This is a genomic window from Candidatus Poriferisodalis sp. (genome assembly GCF_965262965.1).
Taxonomy (GTDB): domain Bacteria; phylum Actinomycetota; class Acidimicrobiia; order Acidimicrobiales; family Poriferisodalaceae; genus Poriferisodalis.
Genome location: NZ_OZ253573.1, coordinates 973,301 through 987,967, shown reverse-complemented (window position 1 = coordinate 987,967; position 14,667 = coordinate 973,301). Strand labels below are relative to the sequence as shown.

Below are 14,667 nucleotides of genomic sequence, written 5' to 3'. Positions count from 1 at the left end.
TCCCATCCCCGGGCCCTCATTCATGGCGTGCTCGGTCCTCGGAGGAAGCCGCGCTCGGTCAGCACCCGCACGATCGCCGCCACGCACTCGTCCACGCCTTGGGCGGACGTGTCGACACGCAGGTCGGCGTCCGCTGGCCGGTCGTAGCCGGCCGAAACGCCGGGGAACCGGGGGATCTCTCCGTTGTCGGCCATGGCGTACAGGCCGTGGGGGTCACGGTCGCGGCACACCTCGATCGGTGTGTCGACGAATACCTCCACGTAGCGGTCGGCGCCCACCAGGTCACGGGCACGCTGGCGGACCTCGCCGTTGGGCGCCACCAGGGCGGCAATCGCGATCAGCCCCTGTCCGTTCACCAGCCGAGCGACTTCCGACACACGGCGCAGGTTCTCCGATCGTTCCTGGGCGCTGAAGCCCAGATCCCGGGAGATGCCCATGCGAACGTTCTCGCCGTCGAGACGGATCGACACCTTGCCCCGGTCGAACAGCTCACGCTCAAGCGCGGTGGCGAGGGTGGACTTGCCCGCAGCGGTGAGTCCCGTGAGCAGGATGGTGCAGGGCTGCTGGCCGAACCGGATGGCCCGCTCGGCGTCGCTGATCTCCGAGATCTGCCGTACGAGCGCCGCGTCTGGCGAGTGGTCCCACGCCGACGCCGCGCCGATGAACATGCCAGCGGCCACAGTGGCGTTCGAGAGCCGATCGACCAGCACGAACGACCCTGTCGTGCGATTGCTGCTGTAGGGGTCGAACAGCAACTCCCGGTTCGACGCGACCACGCAGCGTCCGATGTCGTTGAGTCCCAGTGCCAGCGCTTGCTCGTTTCCGAGCGTGTCGATGTCGACGCGGTGGCGCAGGCTGCGGATCGTGCAGTTTGAGATGCCGCTGGTGGACTGGAGCAGATACGAGCTGCCGGGCTCCATCTTGGCCTCGGCCATCCACACCACCATCGCGTCGAGCTCGTGGGCACGCAGCGGCTCATCGCCACGTCTCACCAACATGTCACCGCGGCTGATGTCGATCTCATCGGCGAGGGTGACGGTGACCGCTCGACCCGGCCCGGCAACGTCGAGGTCGCCGTCGAAGGTCACAAGCCGTTCCACCGTCGAGCCGAGCCCTGATGGCAGGGCCGCGACCTCATCGCCGGGCCGAATGGCCCCGGAAGCAACAGTGCCGCAGAACCCGCGGAAGTCCGGATTCGGCCGGCTGACCATCTGCACCGGCATACGGAAGTGCTCGAGATCGACACCGGCGTCGACGTCCACGGTTTCGAGGTGCTCCAAGAGCGGTGGTCCGTCGAACCAGTCGAGGTTGTCGCCCCCGTCGACCACGTTGTCGCCCAGCAGGGCGGAGGTCGGCAAGAAGTACGGCTCGCCGAACTCGAGCGTCTTGGAGAACGCTCGAAAGTCCTCACAGATCGCAGCGAAGCGGTCCGCCGACCAGTCCACGAGATCCATCTTGTTGACCGCCACCACCACATGGCGGATGCCCAGCAGGCTGGCGATGTAGCTGTGGCGCTTGGTCTGGGGCAGCACCCCGTGGCGGGCGTCGACCAGGATCACCGCCAGCTGACAGGTCGACGCGCCCGTCGCCATGTTGCGGGTGTACTGCTCGTGGCCCGGGGTGTCGGCGATGATGAATGTGCGCCGGGCCCTGGAGAAGCAGCGGTAGGCGACGTCGATTGTGATGCCCTGCTCCCGCTCGGCCCGCAGACCGTCCATAAGCAGCGCCAGGTCGACCCGGCTGCCCGCCGAACCCTGCGTCGCAGAGTCGGCCTCAAGGCTGGCCAGCACGTCCTCGTAGATGAGCTGGGAGTCGTGCAGCAGCCGGCCGATCAGCGTCGACTTGCCGTCGTCCACGCTGCCGCAGGTCAACAGGCGCAGCAGGTCCTTTTGTTGATGGGAGGCCAGGTAGGCGTCAAAGTCAGACTCGACGAATCCAGAGGCAGCCAGACCGGATGCAGGGGCCATCAGAAGTACCCCTCGCGCTTTTTCTCTTCCATGGAGCCTGACTGGTCGTAGTCGATCACCCGGCCTTCGCGCTCAGAGCGGGTGGCGAGCAGCATCTCCTGAATGATCTCGGGCAGCGTCGTTGCCGTCGATTCGATCGCACCCGACAGCGGGTAGCAGCCAAGTGTGCGGAACCGCACCGAGCGCAGCTCCGCCACCTCGCCTTGGTCGAAGACGAACCGGTCGTCATCCACCATGATCAGCACGCCGTCACGCTCCACCACCGGCCGCATCGCCGAGAAATAGAGGGGAACAATGGGGATGTCCTCGAGACCGATGTACTGCCACACGTCGAGTTCGGTCCAGTTGCTCAGCGGGAACACCCGGATCGATTCGCCCGCCTTGACCCGCCCGTTATAGAGGTGCCATAGCTCGGGACGTTGATTCTTCGGATCCCAGCGATGATGCGAATCGCGGAAGCTGAACACCCGCTCCTTCGCCCGTGACTTCTCCTCGTCACGCCGAGCACCCCCGAACGCCGCGTCAAACCCGCCCGCGTCCAGCGCCTGGCGGAGCGCCTGGGTCTTCATGATGTCGGTGTAGTTCTTCGAACCGTGGTCGAACGGGTTGATCCCTTGGGCCACACCCTCGGCGTTGGTGTGGACGATCAGCTCGAAGCCGATCTCGTCAGCCATCCGCTCCCGAAACGAGATCATCTCGGAGAACTTCCACGTCGTGTCGACGTGCAAGAGCGGGAACGGGATCCTCCCTGGGTAGAAGGCCTTGCGGGCGAGGTGCAGCAGGACGGATGAGTCCTCGCCGATCGCATACAGCATCATCGGCCGCTCACACTGGGCGACCACCTCGCGCATGATGTGGATCGCCTCGGACTCCAGCTGCTGGAGATGGGTCAGCCGCAGCTCGACCGGCACTGAGGCGCTCATCTGAATTCGCTCGATTCCGCCACCAATGCCTCGCTGGCCTCCCACAGCTTGGTCCCATTTTCCGGGTCCGACGCCGGGGGCGACACCTGCTTGCGATGCATCATGTGCAGGTACATCCCAGTGGAGCTGCCCGCTTCTTCGGCGCAGCACAGGTACACGACCGGTCCGATGGCCTTTTCGGGAGACTGAAAGAACAATCGCAGCACCGGGCTGATGATCGGCTTCAGCAGTGTCGGCGATTCCCTGGCGATATTGGTGGCCACGCCTCCCGGGCACAACGCGTGCACTGCGACATCGATGCTCTCGCCCTGATTCAGGCGTCGGGACAGCTCGGTTGTGAACGTGCAGAGAGTCAGCTTGCTTTGGCCGTATCTCTGCATGCTCTCGGTCATCGCGTGTTCGGTGTAGGCACCGAAGCGATCGAAATCGATGGGGTCGCAGGACCGGTGAGATTCCGATGCGACGAACACGATCCGCGGAGTCTCGCTGGGGTGGCTCGACGGGCGAATGACGCCGTCGGTCAGCCATCGGTCGATCATCACCCGTTTGGCTAGGAAATTGACCGCGAACATGACTTCGTATCCCTGCGGGGTCTGCCTCGATCTGCGCGACAAGAGGCCGGCATTCATGAGCGCAATGTCGATGCGGATGCCGCGCTCGTGCAGCTGGTCGCAGCAGCGATGCACGGAACGGAGATCGGCGAGGTCCACCTCGATCAATTCCACGGTCTCGGACCCGGACTGTCGCTTGATCTCGTCGCAGATGCCGACATGACCGGGGCGGCAGGCCAGGATCATGTTCCCGCCGCGCCGTGCGAGATCAACCGCCGCAGCTCGACCCACTCCGCTGTTGGCGCCGGTCACGAGGCACGTCTTGCCGTCGATCCGCACGTCATCTGGGACAGGGCTGAGGTCGGGGTTCTTCGAATCTCGGAGGTCCCGGAGGGCCGCGCTCATGGCGTTGACGATGGCGCTGCCAGGGAACGTTTGCTTCTCTCGTGTCATGCCAGAAGGTGCCTCGCCGGTGGGTTGATCATGAGCGCTCGATGGCTGGCTCGGGGCCTCTTCGAACGGGATTGCATAGGCCTCCCGGTAGGAGGAAAAGGCTTCGTCGACGATCTGCTCGCTCAGTCCGAAATCGCTGAGCTTGTATTCATGCTTGCCGAATTGGTTCTGCGGGTTTGCCGCCATGTACTGCCCGGCTTCTCGCTCAGCTTCGGCATCGAAGCCGATCCCCGCCAGACCGCAGATCCGCCTCACCTCGGCGATCGGGTCGTTCGTCAGGTCGTAATAGGAAACATCGACAAATCGACCGGCCGGCGACTCGGCCCGGGTCTGCATGGCCACGTCAACCATCCTGTGCGTCTTGTAGCACCAGTGCTGCCCGATTTCGGCCGGATCGACCAAGTCGCTGAAGATGCCGCGGCCGTGGGCAACCATGCTGCAAAACGATGCGAGCGTCACTCGGGGGTCGCGGTGGGTCTGCACGATGGTCGCGCCATCGAACACCTTCCCGAACACGTCGAGGTACTCCATGTGGTGCGGAGTCTTGAGCACCCAGGCGCGCCCGGGGCGCTGCCACGACAGCACTTTCAGGACTCGGCGGAAGTAATGGTAGGTCTGCGTGTGGTCCTGTTCTTCCAGCCAGCGGGAATAACTCGGCACATGCATGATGGCTTCGGCTGACTGGCTCATGAAGTTCAGATCGAGCAGCAGGACGTCTTCTTCGGCCTGGTCGTGGCCGATCGGATGGATCGCCATGAACTCAGGTGCCAGGTAGGAGATCGTCTTCTGGGCAAGCACGGCACGCCATTGGCGAGTTCGCTGCGCGCGTTCGGTCCCGTCGGCTGTCGACACCGGCACCAGCGCTTCCGCGCCCGAGATGCCCCGCACCTCCGGATGGGAGTTCAGGAGGCGCTGCAGCAACGTGGTGCCGGTGCGCTGCAAGCCCGTGACGAGGATGATTGTGCCGAGGCCGATGTCGTCGATCTCGGGGTGCCGCTTGAGCAGATCCTCGATACGCAGCCGGTGAACCAGCGCGGCGACGAGCCGCGACTGCTGTATCTGCCGGCCGGTCGGGGTCAGGCGGGCTTCGCTGTTGATCGAGGCGACGAGCACGTTGAGAGCACGCAAATGCCCGTCGTCGCCGAAGTCCGTCAGGCCGGTCTTGCGTTGCGCAGCCTCACGCAATGCACCGACGTCCAGGCGGTCCGAGAGCCCGATATGCAGACCTGCCCGGCCGAGCCGGTTGAAGATCCTGATGGGTACAGGGCGATAGGGGTTCTCATAGTCCGTGGAAGTCACGACACCTTCCGGCTGCAGGAGCGTTCTGTCACTGGGCTAGCTTCACAAGCTGCTCAGCTTGACCACTCGGCACCCCGGTTGGGGGTGCTCGGCGGCGCGCACCCACCGAAAGCACATCGTGCCCGACGTGTGGCCTGCGGTGTCGAGCCAGTTCGGCAGGCCGGGATCTTCGTGCGCCACGATCAAGCGCACAGAACCGTCGGCTTCGTAGTGGGCGTGATGCTTGTTGGTGTGGATCGTGAAGTGGCGATAGTCCAGCGATTCCATCCAGTAGTTGTTCAGCTGGAAGTTCCAGTGCTCGCATTCGGGAGGCGTGGCCTCGATGAGCAGAGCCTCGTCGGGCGCCAGTGCCCAGTGGCTGTGGTAGTAGGTGATGTTCGGGTCCCCGTCGGCGGCCAGCGACACGTCCGGATCGAACATCGGCAGCTCGTTGCTGTGCTTGGAGAAGTCGCGCGCCCACTTGGCGAACAGCAATGGTGCGCCCATCACCAGCGCCCCTGCCTTCTTCAACCCCTCATCGAGCGCCCGTGCCGTCAGGTGGGAAGGGCGCCGCTCGTCGGGAGGACAGTTGATGCGCTCAATGCTCAGCTCTGCAGGGGTCTCCGTGGTGCGGTCCCCGAACGTCTGGCGGACCACCAGCGTGCCGGTCTCGGGCGTCATCGGGAGCCAGTTGCTGACCTGGGGAGTGCTGCTGAGCACCAGCTCGAAGCCCCCGTCGGGGTCCATCTTGATCTCGTCGGATTCGATGTACCCCGTGGGGGGCAGGCCGCCGCCCTGGCCGTAGTTGCCGGATTGTGTTCCGAAGCTCAGATAGACGATGTCGTTGCGCCGACCGGTGATCTTGTACTCGTAGCTCCCGTCCAACGCAGCCGTCAGATAGAAGTTGTCGGGATTGTCCGCCCCCAGCTTGGTGGTCTCGTCGACGACGCGATGCAGCACAGGTGCGTTGGGGTCGGCGTGCTCAACGAACGCATTCAGGCCGGCACGAGCGAGACGGCTGAGGTAGCGATACCCCTCGGCTTGGCTGAACGAGTCCTGCGGCGTGCCGGGGAAATTCAGCGCAGCACCCGCCGCTTTCAACGAGTCGCAGAATTCGTTCCAGGATTGGCCGCTGACGACGCGCTGGGCGGCCACATCGTCGTGCGTCTTGCCGCGCACTCTCAAGACGAACAGCGAGACCCTTCGAAACGCCGCAAGGAGACCGATGGCGAACCGTCGCATGGCGCACCTTTACAGACGCGAGCGGCCCGACAGCAACTCCTGCCCAGCTCGCTGCCGTTCCATCGTCAACACGGTTGCCTCCTCACCGGCAGGACCACAAGACCGGGCAAGTCAACCCAGCAGCGCGGCGGGACCGAGTTTGTGGGCGAGCATGTCTGCGTAGAGGGGCAGGCTTCGCTCGTAGAGCCCCTGGAGGCGAGGAGTGTCCTCCAAGGGCGGATATTCCGTGGGGGGTTTGTGAAAGCCGGAGCTCTGGCGCAGCGCATCGTGCCAAGGGCCGGAACCCTCGCCGTACCAGCTCACTTCGGTGCGTTCGCCCTGGGACCACTCGAGCGCCTCGGCGACGAACCGGATGCCGACCGCGTCGCAATAGGCCCGGATCGTTCCTTCGGGGTCGCCGATGAGGTCGGAAGCGTCGATGACGGGCGGGGGAGTGCCGTCGCGGTCGGCGATCTGTGCGAACAGGCGGTGCAGCGGCCCGAACCCGACCTCGTCCCACGTGCAGTCGGGCCAGTGATGGCCCAGCCCCTGGACCACTCGCTTCGGGTCCCGGATCAGGAACGTGTGGGTCATCGCCGAGAGCTTGGCGTCGTCGAGGTGGTGCTCGACCGAATAGGCGAAGTCCTTCACGAACATGTTCTGTGCCTGGGCGAGCACTGAGATCTCGTCCCAGAACGATGCATAGTGGTGGCCCGGTCGTGCGGGGACGTGGCCGTCGCGCTGGGACCGGCGGTCCTCGCCGTAGTAGTAGAGCTCGTTCCAGGGCTCGTGGAAGCACTCGAAGTCGCCTCGCTGGCGCATCATCCACTCGAACGCCGTCGAGATCGAGCGGGGTGTGGCCCACAGGATCAAGAGCATCTGTGAGCCCCCCGCTCAGCCGGCTCCGGCACGGTGATCCCCTCCGGTGTCCTTGCGGGCCGTGCGGGTGCTCAACCGCTCGTGACGGCGGTGCGCGAGCGCTGCGTCGCCTTGCGGAGTCCCGTCGTGGAACGAGCCGATCATCTCGTCCAGCGGCGACTCGAGTCCGCCGTAGTTGCACTCGATGAACCGGTGGTGGAGCTGATGGTGGAAATCGCCCAGCTCGAAGCGGGCCTGCCGGCGCTTCTGCGGCCCCAGCAACAGGGCGTCGAAGCCGGTGTGCAGCAACCGATGGTGAGCCGAGAAGTACAGGACGGACCACCACGGGATGATCGCCAGGAACACCACGAACAAGGCGGGGTTGTCGCCAATCGTGATCGATGGTGCGTACCCGTTGGCGTAGGCCCACAACAGCAATGATTCGAACCCGGTCCAGACCACGACGGCGGGTACGAGCGTGAGGAAGATGTTCTCCCGCACCTGATTTCCGAACAGGAACACCCGCTTGTTCCGGCCGAACGGCCGGGCGTCATAGCGCAGGGAGTCTCCCTGGCGACCCATGACCTAGAGCCAGACGTGAAGCCCGCCTGCAACGACCGTCACGAGAATCAGGTTGCGAAGCCACGCCTCGAAGATCCAGCCGAGTTCGAAGTGCTTGGTGCGCTCGAGCGACGGCATGAACCATGCCCAGATCCCGAACGACACAGCCAGCATGAAGAAGCGGGACCGCAGCGGGAGCCAGGTACGCACCAGGTGCGTTGCGATGGCACCCGGTCGGGGGGGCCAGTGCAGGAACGGCGCCGACCGCAGCGGCAGCTCCGGCGTGTAGTTCCACATCGTGTGGCCGCCACCGGGCGACGAAGACATCGCATCACCCCCTCGCGGCCTCGAGCAGCTGTCAGCGGATCTCGAAGGCGGCCTCCGGCGCGAGTGTGATTTCGCCAACAAGAACGCCGGTGACCACTCTCGGATTCAATTCCAGGGATTGCTGACTTGGAGTTGATGAAATCGCTCGAAGCCGTTGACGTTTCTGGTGATGACGGTCATGTCGTGGTGCAGGGCAGTGGCGGCGATGAGCGTGTCTCGGAAGGGTGCAGGGTCGAGAACGTGCAGCGCCGTTGCGCGACGGGCGATCTCGGCCGTGATCAGATGACTGCGACACGCAGGGGGGTGTGCTGCGCGATGAGGTCGAAGTCGCGGTCGCGGTGGAGGACAGGAATGTCGAGCCGGATGGCCACTACGGCGATCACGGCGTCCAACTGAGAGCGAATGGTGATGCCTCGCCGCCGCAGCTCCCGGTAGATCGATGCCGCGGAGAGCCAGTCGCGCCGGGGCTCCAAAGCCTCGAAGTGCTGGGCTTCAATCAATCGCAGCGTGCGATCGACTATCGCTGATCGAGTGCCAGCCATCACCTCGAGCAGTATCGGGTCGATTACTGTCACCTCGTCGTCGGAAATCGCTGCGCGCATGCGAATCGCTGCCGGTGAACCGGTGCCCCTGAGGAACTCGACCCAGGTGGAGCTGTCAGCCAGCAGCATCGAAGTCCTCGTCATACCCCCAGTCTTCGAATCGCTTGGCGCGCATTGCGTCGAGGTCGCCTTCCCATCCGACGCCTTCCATGGCGAGTTGTTCTTCGATGCTCATCGGCTCGCCTCCGACGAGTTCCGTGAGCGCAAGATGCACTGCTTCGCGCTTGGTTCTTAGCCCGTACATGCTCATTGCTCGTCCGATCAGCTCGTCGTCGATGTCAATGTTGGTCCGGCCCACACGAGGATTTTACACCTAGTGGTGTATAGAGGTGTACAACGCCAGCACGTCTGAGGACCGGCAACGACGAGGCAGAGTAAGCCCAGGAGAGTCGGCCAGGCGAACGAGTTTCTGGGAAGCTGAGGTGATGGACGGACCGGCAGCGCCGCAAGCCCAACCGGTGGAGGGGCGGAGCCTTCTGAACTCGGAGACGACGTTGATGTCGAGGAGGAACATCAGTCGAACGCTGCGGGTTGGGCGGTCTCAGGCGACGTCGGTGGGTGGGGTTCGGTGTCCTCCATGATCGAAGGAATGGTTGAGTCTTCGCCGACGCACTCGTTTGTGCGTGCCAGCGATTTCGACGTGTCACGTGGCGCGGCCGATACGGCCCTGTCGAGACTGTGCGCATCTGGAGGGGTGGCGTGGATTCGCAAGGGCTTGTACTGGAAGGGCGTCTCGACCCGGCTCGGGATGTCGCGTCCGTCCGTGGAGGAGGTCGCCCTAGAGGTGGGCGGTCCGGGTTCAGGCCCGGCGGGAATCGCTGCCGCTCATTGGCTCGGACTGACCACGCAGGTGCCGGCACATTCGTCACTGCGGTTCCGGTTCGGGCGCCTAAGGGATGGACATCGGTCCGTTTCAGCCAACGATCGTTGGGACGACGGCTGCGCGAGCTGTGGCCCACCGAAGTGGCGTTGATCGAAGCGCTTCGGGCGGGCCCGGCAGTCGTCGAGGGTCCGTGGTCGGCGGTCTCCGTCGCTGTCGGAGGTCTGGATGACCGCGGGGAACTGCGCCCGCAGTTGCTCGACGGCCAGATCGGTGATGAGCCTCACATGGAGACGCGGCAGCGTTGGCGCGATCTGATCGCGTCCACACCGCCGTTGGCTGCGAGCTTCGCCACATGACGTGGCGACTCAGTGAGGATCCTGATGCCGTCAGGGTCGCGGCGTCTCTGATTGAACAGAGTGTGGGCATCCCAGCAGCCCATGTGGAAAAGGATTTCTGGGTCAGCTGCAGTTGGTGAGGCACTTGGGACAGGGGGCCGTCGGCACGGCCTCTGCCACGAAGGGCCGCAAGCGGACGACCAGGTTCGAGTATCCGGTCAGCCACCGCCGCGGCGGTCTGAGCCCTTCCGTCCTATTGGAGCTTGGAGCGCGGGGCGGCACGCTGCCTGCAGAAGCGATGATCTTCAACCGATGCGCAGCTCAGTCCGCCTGGCCAACGAGTTTCTGGGAAGCTTGGGTGATGGACGAACCGGCAGCACCGCAAGCTCAGCCGGTGGAGGGGCGAGCCTTTCCGACCAAAGCACGCGGCGCGAGGCCGACGTTCTTCGATGACGAAGGCGCGACCGATGCGGTCTTGGCCATCGTGACGGCTTTGGCGGCCGAGGTGTGGGCCTTGCGGGAGCGGCAGAGCAGCCTTGAAGCGGTGCTCGACGCGGCGGGAATCGACGTCTCGGCGGCAATTGAGGCGCACCGCCCCGACGGCGATGCGGCCGTCGCCCGTGCTGCAGAAGCTACGGCGTTCGCCAGTCGCGTGTACCGCGTTTTCGAAGAGATGCGAGAAGAGGCGCTGGCCGGCGAGACGCAAGACCGGTATCTCCAGGTCGTCGATCGCGCACTCGCTGAGCTGTGACAGACCGCACAACAGGGGGAACAGACCGATGAGCCAGCAACGACACGAACTTCTTCCCACCGAGACGCACGACGAGCTCGCACGCGAGAGCTTCGTTCAGGCGTTGAAATCGCACATTGCGACCCGGGTCAGCCCCGGCGTGAGGGAGATCTACGACCACCGGGTTAGGAACCGGTGGGTCTCGGAACACGGAGCCGAGCCGGCGGACCGCCACGAAGTCCGCGAAGCACTGAGCGCCGACACGTACTACCGGCTGTGGAGCTCGATTCGACGATCGAGCCAGCACCTGTTGTGGAGCTCGGTCGGCGACGCCGTGACGCGCCAAGCCGAGGACCTCGCAGCCCGGGCACGGGCAGCCGATGCGGGGCTCGGGACTCTGCGTCTCGACCCAGATCTCGAGATCCCCTGGTACAACGCCGAGGTCGACATCCACGCAATGCCGGGGGGCTACCGCGGCGAATACATGGCTGGCGACGTGTCGGTGGGTGCGGTGTACGACCGCGGCGTCTACGTCTATGCGATGGGCCAGATGGGCGCACTCAACGACGACTACGGCCACTCGATCTGCCAGAACCTCCTAGCGGCTGCGCATCCCGGCTTCGCGCCGCGCCGGATACTCGACATGGGCTGCACGGTCGGCAATTCCACACTGCCGTACGTCGACGCGTATCCCGACGCTGAAGTCCACGGCATCGACTTGGGCGCACCGGTGCTGCGGTACGCGCACGCGAGGGCGGAGTCGCTGGGTCGGGCGGTGCACTTCTCGCAGCAGAACGCCGAGTGCACCGACTTTCCCGACGGTCATTTCAATCTCATCGTGTCGCACATCGTGCTGCACGAGATGTCGCCTGCGGCGCTGCGCAGAACGCTGGCCGAATGCCGCCGCCTGCTCGCTGCGGGCGGGCTCATGGTGCATGCCGACTTCGCCGGATACGAGGGCGTCGACCCAGTCACCCAGGCGATGATCGACTGGGACACCTACAACAACCACGAGCCCTTCTGGGGCCCGATGCGCGACATGGACCTCGTCGCCGACGCCGTCAGTGCAGGGTTCGATGACGGCGGGGTCACCATCGAAACGGTGCCCACAGGGCGAGTCCTGCAGACCGGCAAGCAGCAAGCCGGGCAGCTCACCCTGCTCGTCGGTCAAGCCTGACCAAGCCGGACCGAACTGGACCGAACTGGACCGAACCTCGTAGGGCCGCTTTCAGGTCCGGGCGGTATCGGTACCCGCGGAGCATGCAAATGGTAGGCGCCTATCTACCCAACTAGATATATTAGTTCCTATGGCACTGAGCATCAAGAGCGAGAGAGCGGACCAGTTGGCGCGGGATCTCGCTGCGTTGACGGGGGAGTCGATCACTGACGCGGTAGTGGCTTCGCTCGAAGCTCGTCTCGAGGTTGAGCTTCGGCGTCGCCGAGCGCTCGGACTCGGCGACATCGTGGAACGGTTTCGCCGTCTGCCGGTGCGCGATCAATGTGACCTAGATGACATCATCGGCTACGACGAGCATGGATTGCCAGCGTGATCGTCGTCGACACATCGGCGATCGTGGCGGTCTTGTTCGGCGAGCCTGGCAGTGCCGAACTCGAACGACATCTGCTGGAGGAGCACTGTGTGATCTCGGCGGCAACACGAGTGGAGTTGGGAATTGTGATCGAGGCCAAGACGGGTCCTGCTGGGACGCAGTTGCTCGAGGAACTTCTCAGTCGAATTGGGATCGAGGTCGTCTCAGTGGATGTCGACCTCGCAACCGAAGCCGTGGCGTGCTGGCGTCGGTTCGGCAAGGGGAACCATCAGGCGGGACTGAACTTTGGCGACACGTTCTCGTATGCCCTTTCCCGGCGGCTGGGGCAACCACTGTTATTCGTTGGTGACGATTTCTCGCAGACCGACGTGGCGGTGGGCTGATCGACAAGCAGGGCTTGCGTCGCGTCAGAAGCGCGAGCGCCAGGGGCTGCCTTCGGTGGGGTAGGGGTATTGCATGTAGTACTCGGACTTCATCTTCACGCACTCGTTCGCCACGTCGAACGCCTCGACGAGGGCATCCGGCAGCGGGCCGCCCCTTGACGCCCGCATAATGGGCGCGAGCTGTTCGATGCGTGACACGCCGACGAGCACCGCATCGCCGAGCGATGCGTCGACTGCGGAGTGATGTTGGGTCCAGCGCACCGCCGCTTCGAGCGTGCTGAGCTCAGCTTCTGACGCGGCGGCGGTGATGGCATCGAGCGCAGCGAACATCTCGTCGCGGTGCAGGTAGCGCTCCTCGTACTGCCTGATTCGGCGTGACTGAGCGAAGCGGTCGACCCCCTTCACCGGTGCGACACCCTTGCGGTACTTGCCCGTGAGGAACCCGCTCGCGAGCGACCCGTGCGTGTAGTAGCTGATGCCGTAGTTGCGCAGCACCGGGATGAGTTCGTACTCCGCGGTGCGATTCAGGGCGTTGTACACCCCCTGGTACACGGTCGGCATCACGTATCGGTGGCGCTGGCAGTATTGGGCGATCTCGACGACCTGCCAAGCGGGAAAGTTCGAAAGGCCGAATCGCTCGAATTGGCCAGCGGCATGACAGTCGTTGATCTCGGCGAGCGTGTCCTCGAGGGGGATCTCGGTCGAGGGCATGTGGATGTAGTAGATCGACACCGAGTCGCGTCGCAGGGCCATGAGCGACTGTTCCATCTGCGCAACCGGTCCTCCGTCGACGCTGGGGTGGTACTTGGTGCCCACCCTGATGCCCGCGCCTGCTAGCAGTCGGCCGATGACCGCCTCGCTGTTTCCGTTCTGGTACATCCTCGACGTGTCGAGTTCTTCGCCGCCGAGCGCCGCGAAGGCTCGCAGCAGGTCACTGCACGAGTCGTCGGCTGCCAGGGGATGGTCGCGAGTCGTTTCGGAGGGCTTACCGAAGGCAATTGCACCCAACACGACGGGCGCTGCTTGGGTTCGTGTCACCAGATCGGCCATGGGTCCCCCCGATGTCGTGAGGAACTGACCCTAGATCTCTGGCTCAAGGAAGCTGTTGACTGATGGGGCCCACGCCCAGGACAGGAGGGTGACCCGATGGAGGTCGTCAACGAAGTGATGCCCACGCGCCGGGAACGCATCGACGAGATGATGCAGCCCGGTCCCGACGGGCCGATCTACATGGTCAACCTGCTGAAGTTCAAGGACAAGGCCGAGTACGAGGATGGGCGGGAAACCGATCTCACCGGCTACGAGGCGTACCAGCTGTACGGCCGAGCGGTTATGAAGATCATCGGGGACTACGGCGGCGAGATCCAGTTCGCTGCCGACGTGACGTTCCTGGCGCTCGGCCAGGTCGAGGACCTGTGGGACGAAGTCGCCATCGCCAAGTACCCCAACCGCGGCGCACTCCTTGCGATGTCGTCCTCCGAGGAGTGGCGCGCAGCCTCTATGCACCGCACCGCGGGGCTGGCCGGTCAGCTCAACGTCGAGACGGTCGCCGAGTTCGTCCGGGAGTGAAATCGAGGCGACCTTGCGGACCGCCGACCTCGGAGAGCACGACAGCGGTGATTCTCATCTCTATTCCTCCGTCGGGATTCCTTCCAGCTGGAAGGTTGAGGCGGGGAGGTCAAGTACGGTCGTGCGTATGAGAATCGGGGAATTGGGCGATCGCTGCGGGGTGAGCACGAAGACGATTCGATATTACGAGTCGATCGGTCTGCTCGATGAACCAGGCCGCACAGCGAGCGGGTACCGCGAGTATGCGGGCGACGCTGTGGGGCGATTGCAGTTCATCAGGGATGCGCAGGCGACTGGCCTGACATTGGCCGAGATCTCTTCGGTGCTCGAGCTCAAGAGCGTCGGCGAGCGTTCGTGCGCGCATACCACTGCGCTCATCGAGGCCCAAGTGGATGCCATCGACGTCCAGATCGCCCAGCTCGTTTCGGCCCGCAAGGAGCTGGCGGCACTGCTGAAACGGGCACAGGGTCTCGACCCGGCGTCGTGTACTGACCCCAACCGCTGCCAGGTGATCAGCCAGACCCGATAGGGGACTT

17 protein-coding genes are annotated in these 14,667 nt (G+C 64.5%); 7 read left to right on the top strand and 10 right to left on the bottom strand.

Annotation, left to right across the window (positions count from 1 at the left end; genetic code table 11):
* Positions 1-20: 20 nt before the first annotated feature.
* The 9 genes from cysN to ACQY5K_RS04630 form a co-directional block, all read right to left on the bottom strand.
* Entirely contained in the window at positions 21-1,967 is a 1,947-nt protein-coding gene (gene cysN, locus ACQY5K_RS04670) for a sulfate adenylyltransferase subunit CysN (RefSeq protein ID WP_428120504.1), read from the bottom strand.
* A complete protein-coding gene (cysD, locus tag ACQY5K_RS04665; protein WP_428120502.1) occupies positions 1,967-2,890 on the bottom strand; it encodes a sulfate adenylyltransferase subunit CysD in 924 nt (307 codons plus the stop codon). The genes cysN and cysD overlap by 1 nt, the downstream gene beginning before the upstream one ends.
* Positions 2,887-5,193, bottom strand: a complete 2,307-nt coding sequence (locus tag ACQY5K_RS04660; protein ID WP_428120500.1) for an SDR family NAD(P)-dependent oxidoreductase — start codon at positions 5,191-5,193, stop codon at positions 2,887-2,889. The genes cysD and ACQY5K_RS04660 overlap by 4 nt, the downstream gene beginning before the upstream one ends.
* A 42-nt stretch (positions 5,194-5,235) precedes the next feature.
* Positions 5,236-6,414, bottom strand: coding sequence for a DUF1214 domain-containing protein (locus ACQY5K_RS04655; RefSeq protein WP_428120498.1), 1,179 nt, complete (start codon positions 6,412-6,414; stop codon positions 5,236-5,238).
* 111 nt (positions 6,415-6,525) lie between these two features.
* Complete coding sequence (locus ACQY5K_RS04650; protein WP_428120496.1) at positions 6,526-7,272, bottom strand: sulfotransferase family protein; 747 nt, start codon at positions 7,270-7,272, stop codon at positions 6,526-6,528.
* Positions 7,273-7,287: 15 nt separating this feature from the next.
* Positions 7,288-7,833 carry a hypothetical protein gene (locus ACQY5K_RS04645; RefSeq protein WP_428120494.1) on the bottom strand — a complete coding sequence of 182 codons (546 nt, stop codon included), beginning with the start codon at positions 7,831-7,833 and terminating at the stop codon, positions 7,288-7,290.
* A gap of 3 nt (positions 7,834-7,836) precedes the next feature.
* Positions 7,837-8,139: a hypothetical protein gene (locus ACQY5K_RS04640; protein WP_428120492.1), complete on the bottom strand. Its 303-nt coding sequence runs from the start codon at positions 8,137-8,139 to the stop codon at positions 7,837-7,839.
* Positions 8,140-8,417: 278 nt separating this feature from the next.
* On the bottom strand, positions 8,418-8,825 hold the full coding sequence (vapC, locus tag ACQY5K_RS04635; protein WP_428120490.1) for a type II toxin-antitoxin system VapC family toxin: 408 nt from the start codon (positions 8,823-8,825) through the stop codon (positions 8,418-8,420).
* Positions 8,797-9,039: a type II toxin-antitoxin system VapB family antitoxin gene (locus ACQY5K_RS04630; RefSeq protein ID WP_423923095.1), complete on the bottom strand. Its 243-nt coding sequence runs from the start codon at positions 9,037-9,039 to the stop codon at positions 8,797-8,799. Before ACQY5K_RS04630 ends, vapC begins: the two co-directional genes overlap by 29 nt.
* Positions 9,040-9,668: 629 nt before the next feature.
* Here ACQY5K_RS04630 and ACQY5K_RS04625 point away from each other — a divergent pair.
* The 5 genes from ACQY5K_RS04625 to ACQY5K_RS04605 all read left to right on the top strand — a co-directional run bounded on the left by ACQY5K_RS04625 (position 9,669) and on the right by ACQY5K_RS04605 (position 12,562).
* Entirely contained in the window at positions 9,669-9,920 is a 252-nt protein-coding gene (locus ACQY5K_RS04625; protein WP_428120488.1) for a hypothetical protein, read from the top strand.
* Positions 9,921-10,260: 340 nt separating this feature from the next.
* Positions 10,261-10,650 carry a hypothetical protein gene (locus ACQY5K_RS04620; protein WP_428120486.1) on the top strand — a complete coding sequence of 130 codons (390 nt, stop codon included), beginning with the start codon at positions 10,261-10,263 and terminating at the stop codon, positions 10,648-10,650.
* A 28-nt stretch (positions 10,651-10,678) separates the two neighbouring features.
* Positions 10,679-11,806 (top strand): class I SAM-dependent methyltransferase, encoded by a 1,128-nt coding sequence (locus tag ACQY5K_RS04615; protein ID WP_428120484.1) that lies wholly within the window; start codon positions 10,679-10,681, stop codon positions 11,804-11,806.
* 130 nt (positions 11,807-11,936) lie between these two features.
* Positions 11,937-12,179, top strand: a complete 243-nt coding sequence (locus ACQY5K_RS04610) for a type II toxin-antitoxin system VapB family antitoxin (protein ID WP_428120482.1) — start codon at positions 11,937-11,939, stop codon at positions 12,177-12,179.
* A complete protein-coding gene (locus ACQY5K_RS04605) occupies positions 12,176-12,562 on the top strand; it encodes a type II toxin-antitoxin system VapC family toxin (protein WP_428120480.1) in 387 nt (128 codons plus the stop codon). Before ACQY5K_RS04610 ends, ACQY5K_RS04605 begins: the two co-directional genes overlap by 4 nt.
* A 24-nt stretch (positions 12,563-12,586) precedes the next feature.
* Here the strand turns inward: ACQY5K_RS04605 and ACQY5K_RS04600 are convergent, their stop codons facing one another.
* A complete protein-coding gene (locus tag ACQY5K_RS04600) occupies positions 12,587-13,612 on the bottom strand; it encodes an aldo/keto reductase (protein ID WP_428120478.1) in 1,026 nt (341 codons plus the stop codon).
* A gap of 96 nt (positions 13,613-13,708) precedes the next feature.
* Here ACQY5K_RS04600 and ACQY5K_RS04595 point away from each other — a divergent pair, with 96 nt between their 5' ends.
* Both ACQY5K_RS04595 and ACQY5K_RS04590 read left to right on the top strand, forming a co-directional pair.
* Positions 13,709-14,131: a DUF1330 domain-containing protein gene (locus ACQY5K_RS04595; protein ID WP_428120476.1), complete on the top strand. Its 423-nt coding sequence runs from the start codon at positions 13,709-13,711 to the stop codon at positions 14,129-14,131.
* A 127-nt stretch (positions 14,132-14,258) separates the two neighbouring features.
* A complete protein-coding gene (locus ACQY5K_RS04590; protein ID WP_428120473.1) occupies positions 14,259-14,660 on the top strand; it encodes a heavy metal-responsive transcriptional regulator in 402 nt (133 codons plus the stop codon).
* Positions 14,661-14,667 lie beyond the last annotated feature (7 nt).

Excerpts from the sequence above, each read along its gene's own strand:
- cysN (WP_428120504.1), bottom strand. The coding sequence starts at position 1,967 with ATGGCCCCTGCATCCGGTCTGGCTGCCTCTGGATTCGTCGAGTCTGAC.
- ACQY5K_RS04640 (WP_428120492.1), bottom strand. The coding sequence starts at position 8,139 with ATGTCTTCGTCGCCCGGTGGCGGCCACACGATGTGGAACTACACGCCG.
- cysD (WP_428120502.1), bottom strand. The coding sequence starts at position 2,890 with ATGAGCGCCTCAGTGCCGGTCGAGCTGCGGCTGACCCATCTCCAGCAG.
- ACQY5K_RS04645 (WP_428120494.1), bottom strand. The coding sequence starts at position 7,833 with ATGGGTCGCCAGGGAGACTCCCTGCGCTATGACGCCCGGCCGTTCGGC.
- ACQY5K_RS04610 (WP_428120482.1), top strand. The coding sequence starts at position 11,937 with ATGGCACTGAGCATCAAGAGCGAGAGAGCGGACCAGTTGGCGCGGGAT.
- ACQY5K_RS04655 (WP_428120498.1), bottom strand. The coding sequence starts at position 6,414 with ATGCGACGGTTCGCCATCGGTCTCCTTGCGGCGTTTCGAAGGGTCTCG.
- ACQY5K_RS04600 (WP_428120478.1), bottom strand. The coding sequence starts at position 13,612 with ATGGCCGATCTGGTGACACGAACCCAAGCAGCGCCCGTCGTGTTGGGT.
- ACQY5K_RS04590 (WP_428120473.1), top strand. The coding sequence starts at position 14,259 with ATGAGAATCGGGGAATTGGGCGATCGCTGCGGGGTGAGCACGAAGACG.
- ACQY5K_RS04620 (WP_428120486.1), top strand. The coding sequence starts at position 10,261 with ATGGACGAACCGGCAGCACCGCAAGCTCAGCCGGTGGAGGGGCGAGCC.
- ACQY5K_RS04595 (WP_428120476.1), top strand. The coding sequence starts at position 13,709 with ATGGAGGTCGTCAACGAAGTGATGCCCACGCGCCGGGAACGCATCGAC.
- ACQY5K_RS04650 (WP_428120496.1), bottom strand. The coding sequence starts at position 7,272 with ATGCTCTTGATCCTGTGGGCCACACCCCGCTCGATCTCGACGGCGTTC.
- ACQY5K_RS04615 (WP_428120484.1), top strand. The coding sequence starts at position 10,679 with ATGAGCCAGCAACGACACGAACTTCTTCCCACCGAGACGCACGACGAG.
- vapC (WP_428120490.1), bottom strand. The coding sequence starts at position 8,825 with ATGACGAGGACTTCGATGCTGCTGGCTGACAGCTCCACCTGGGTCGAG.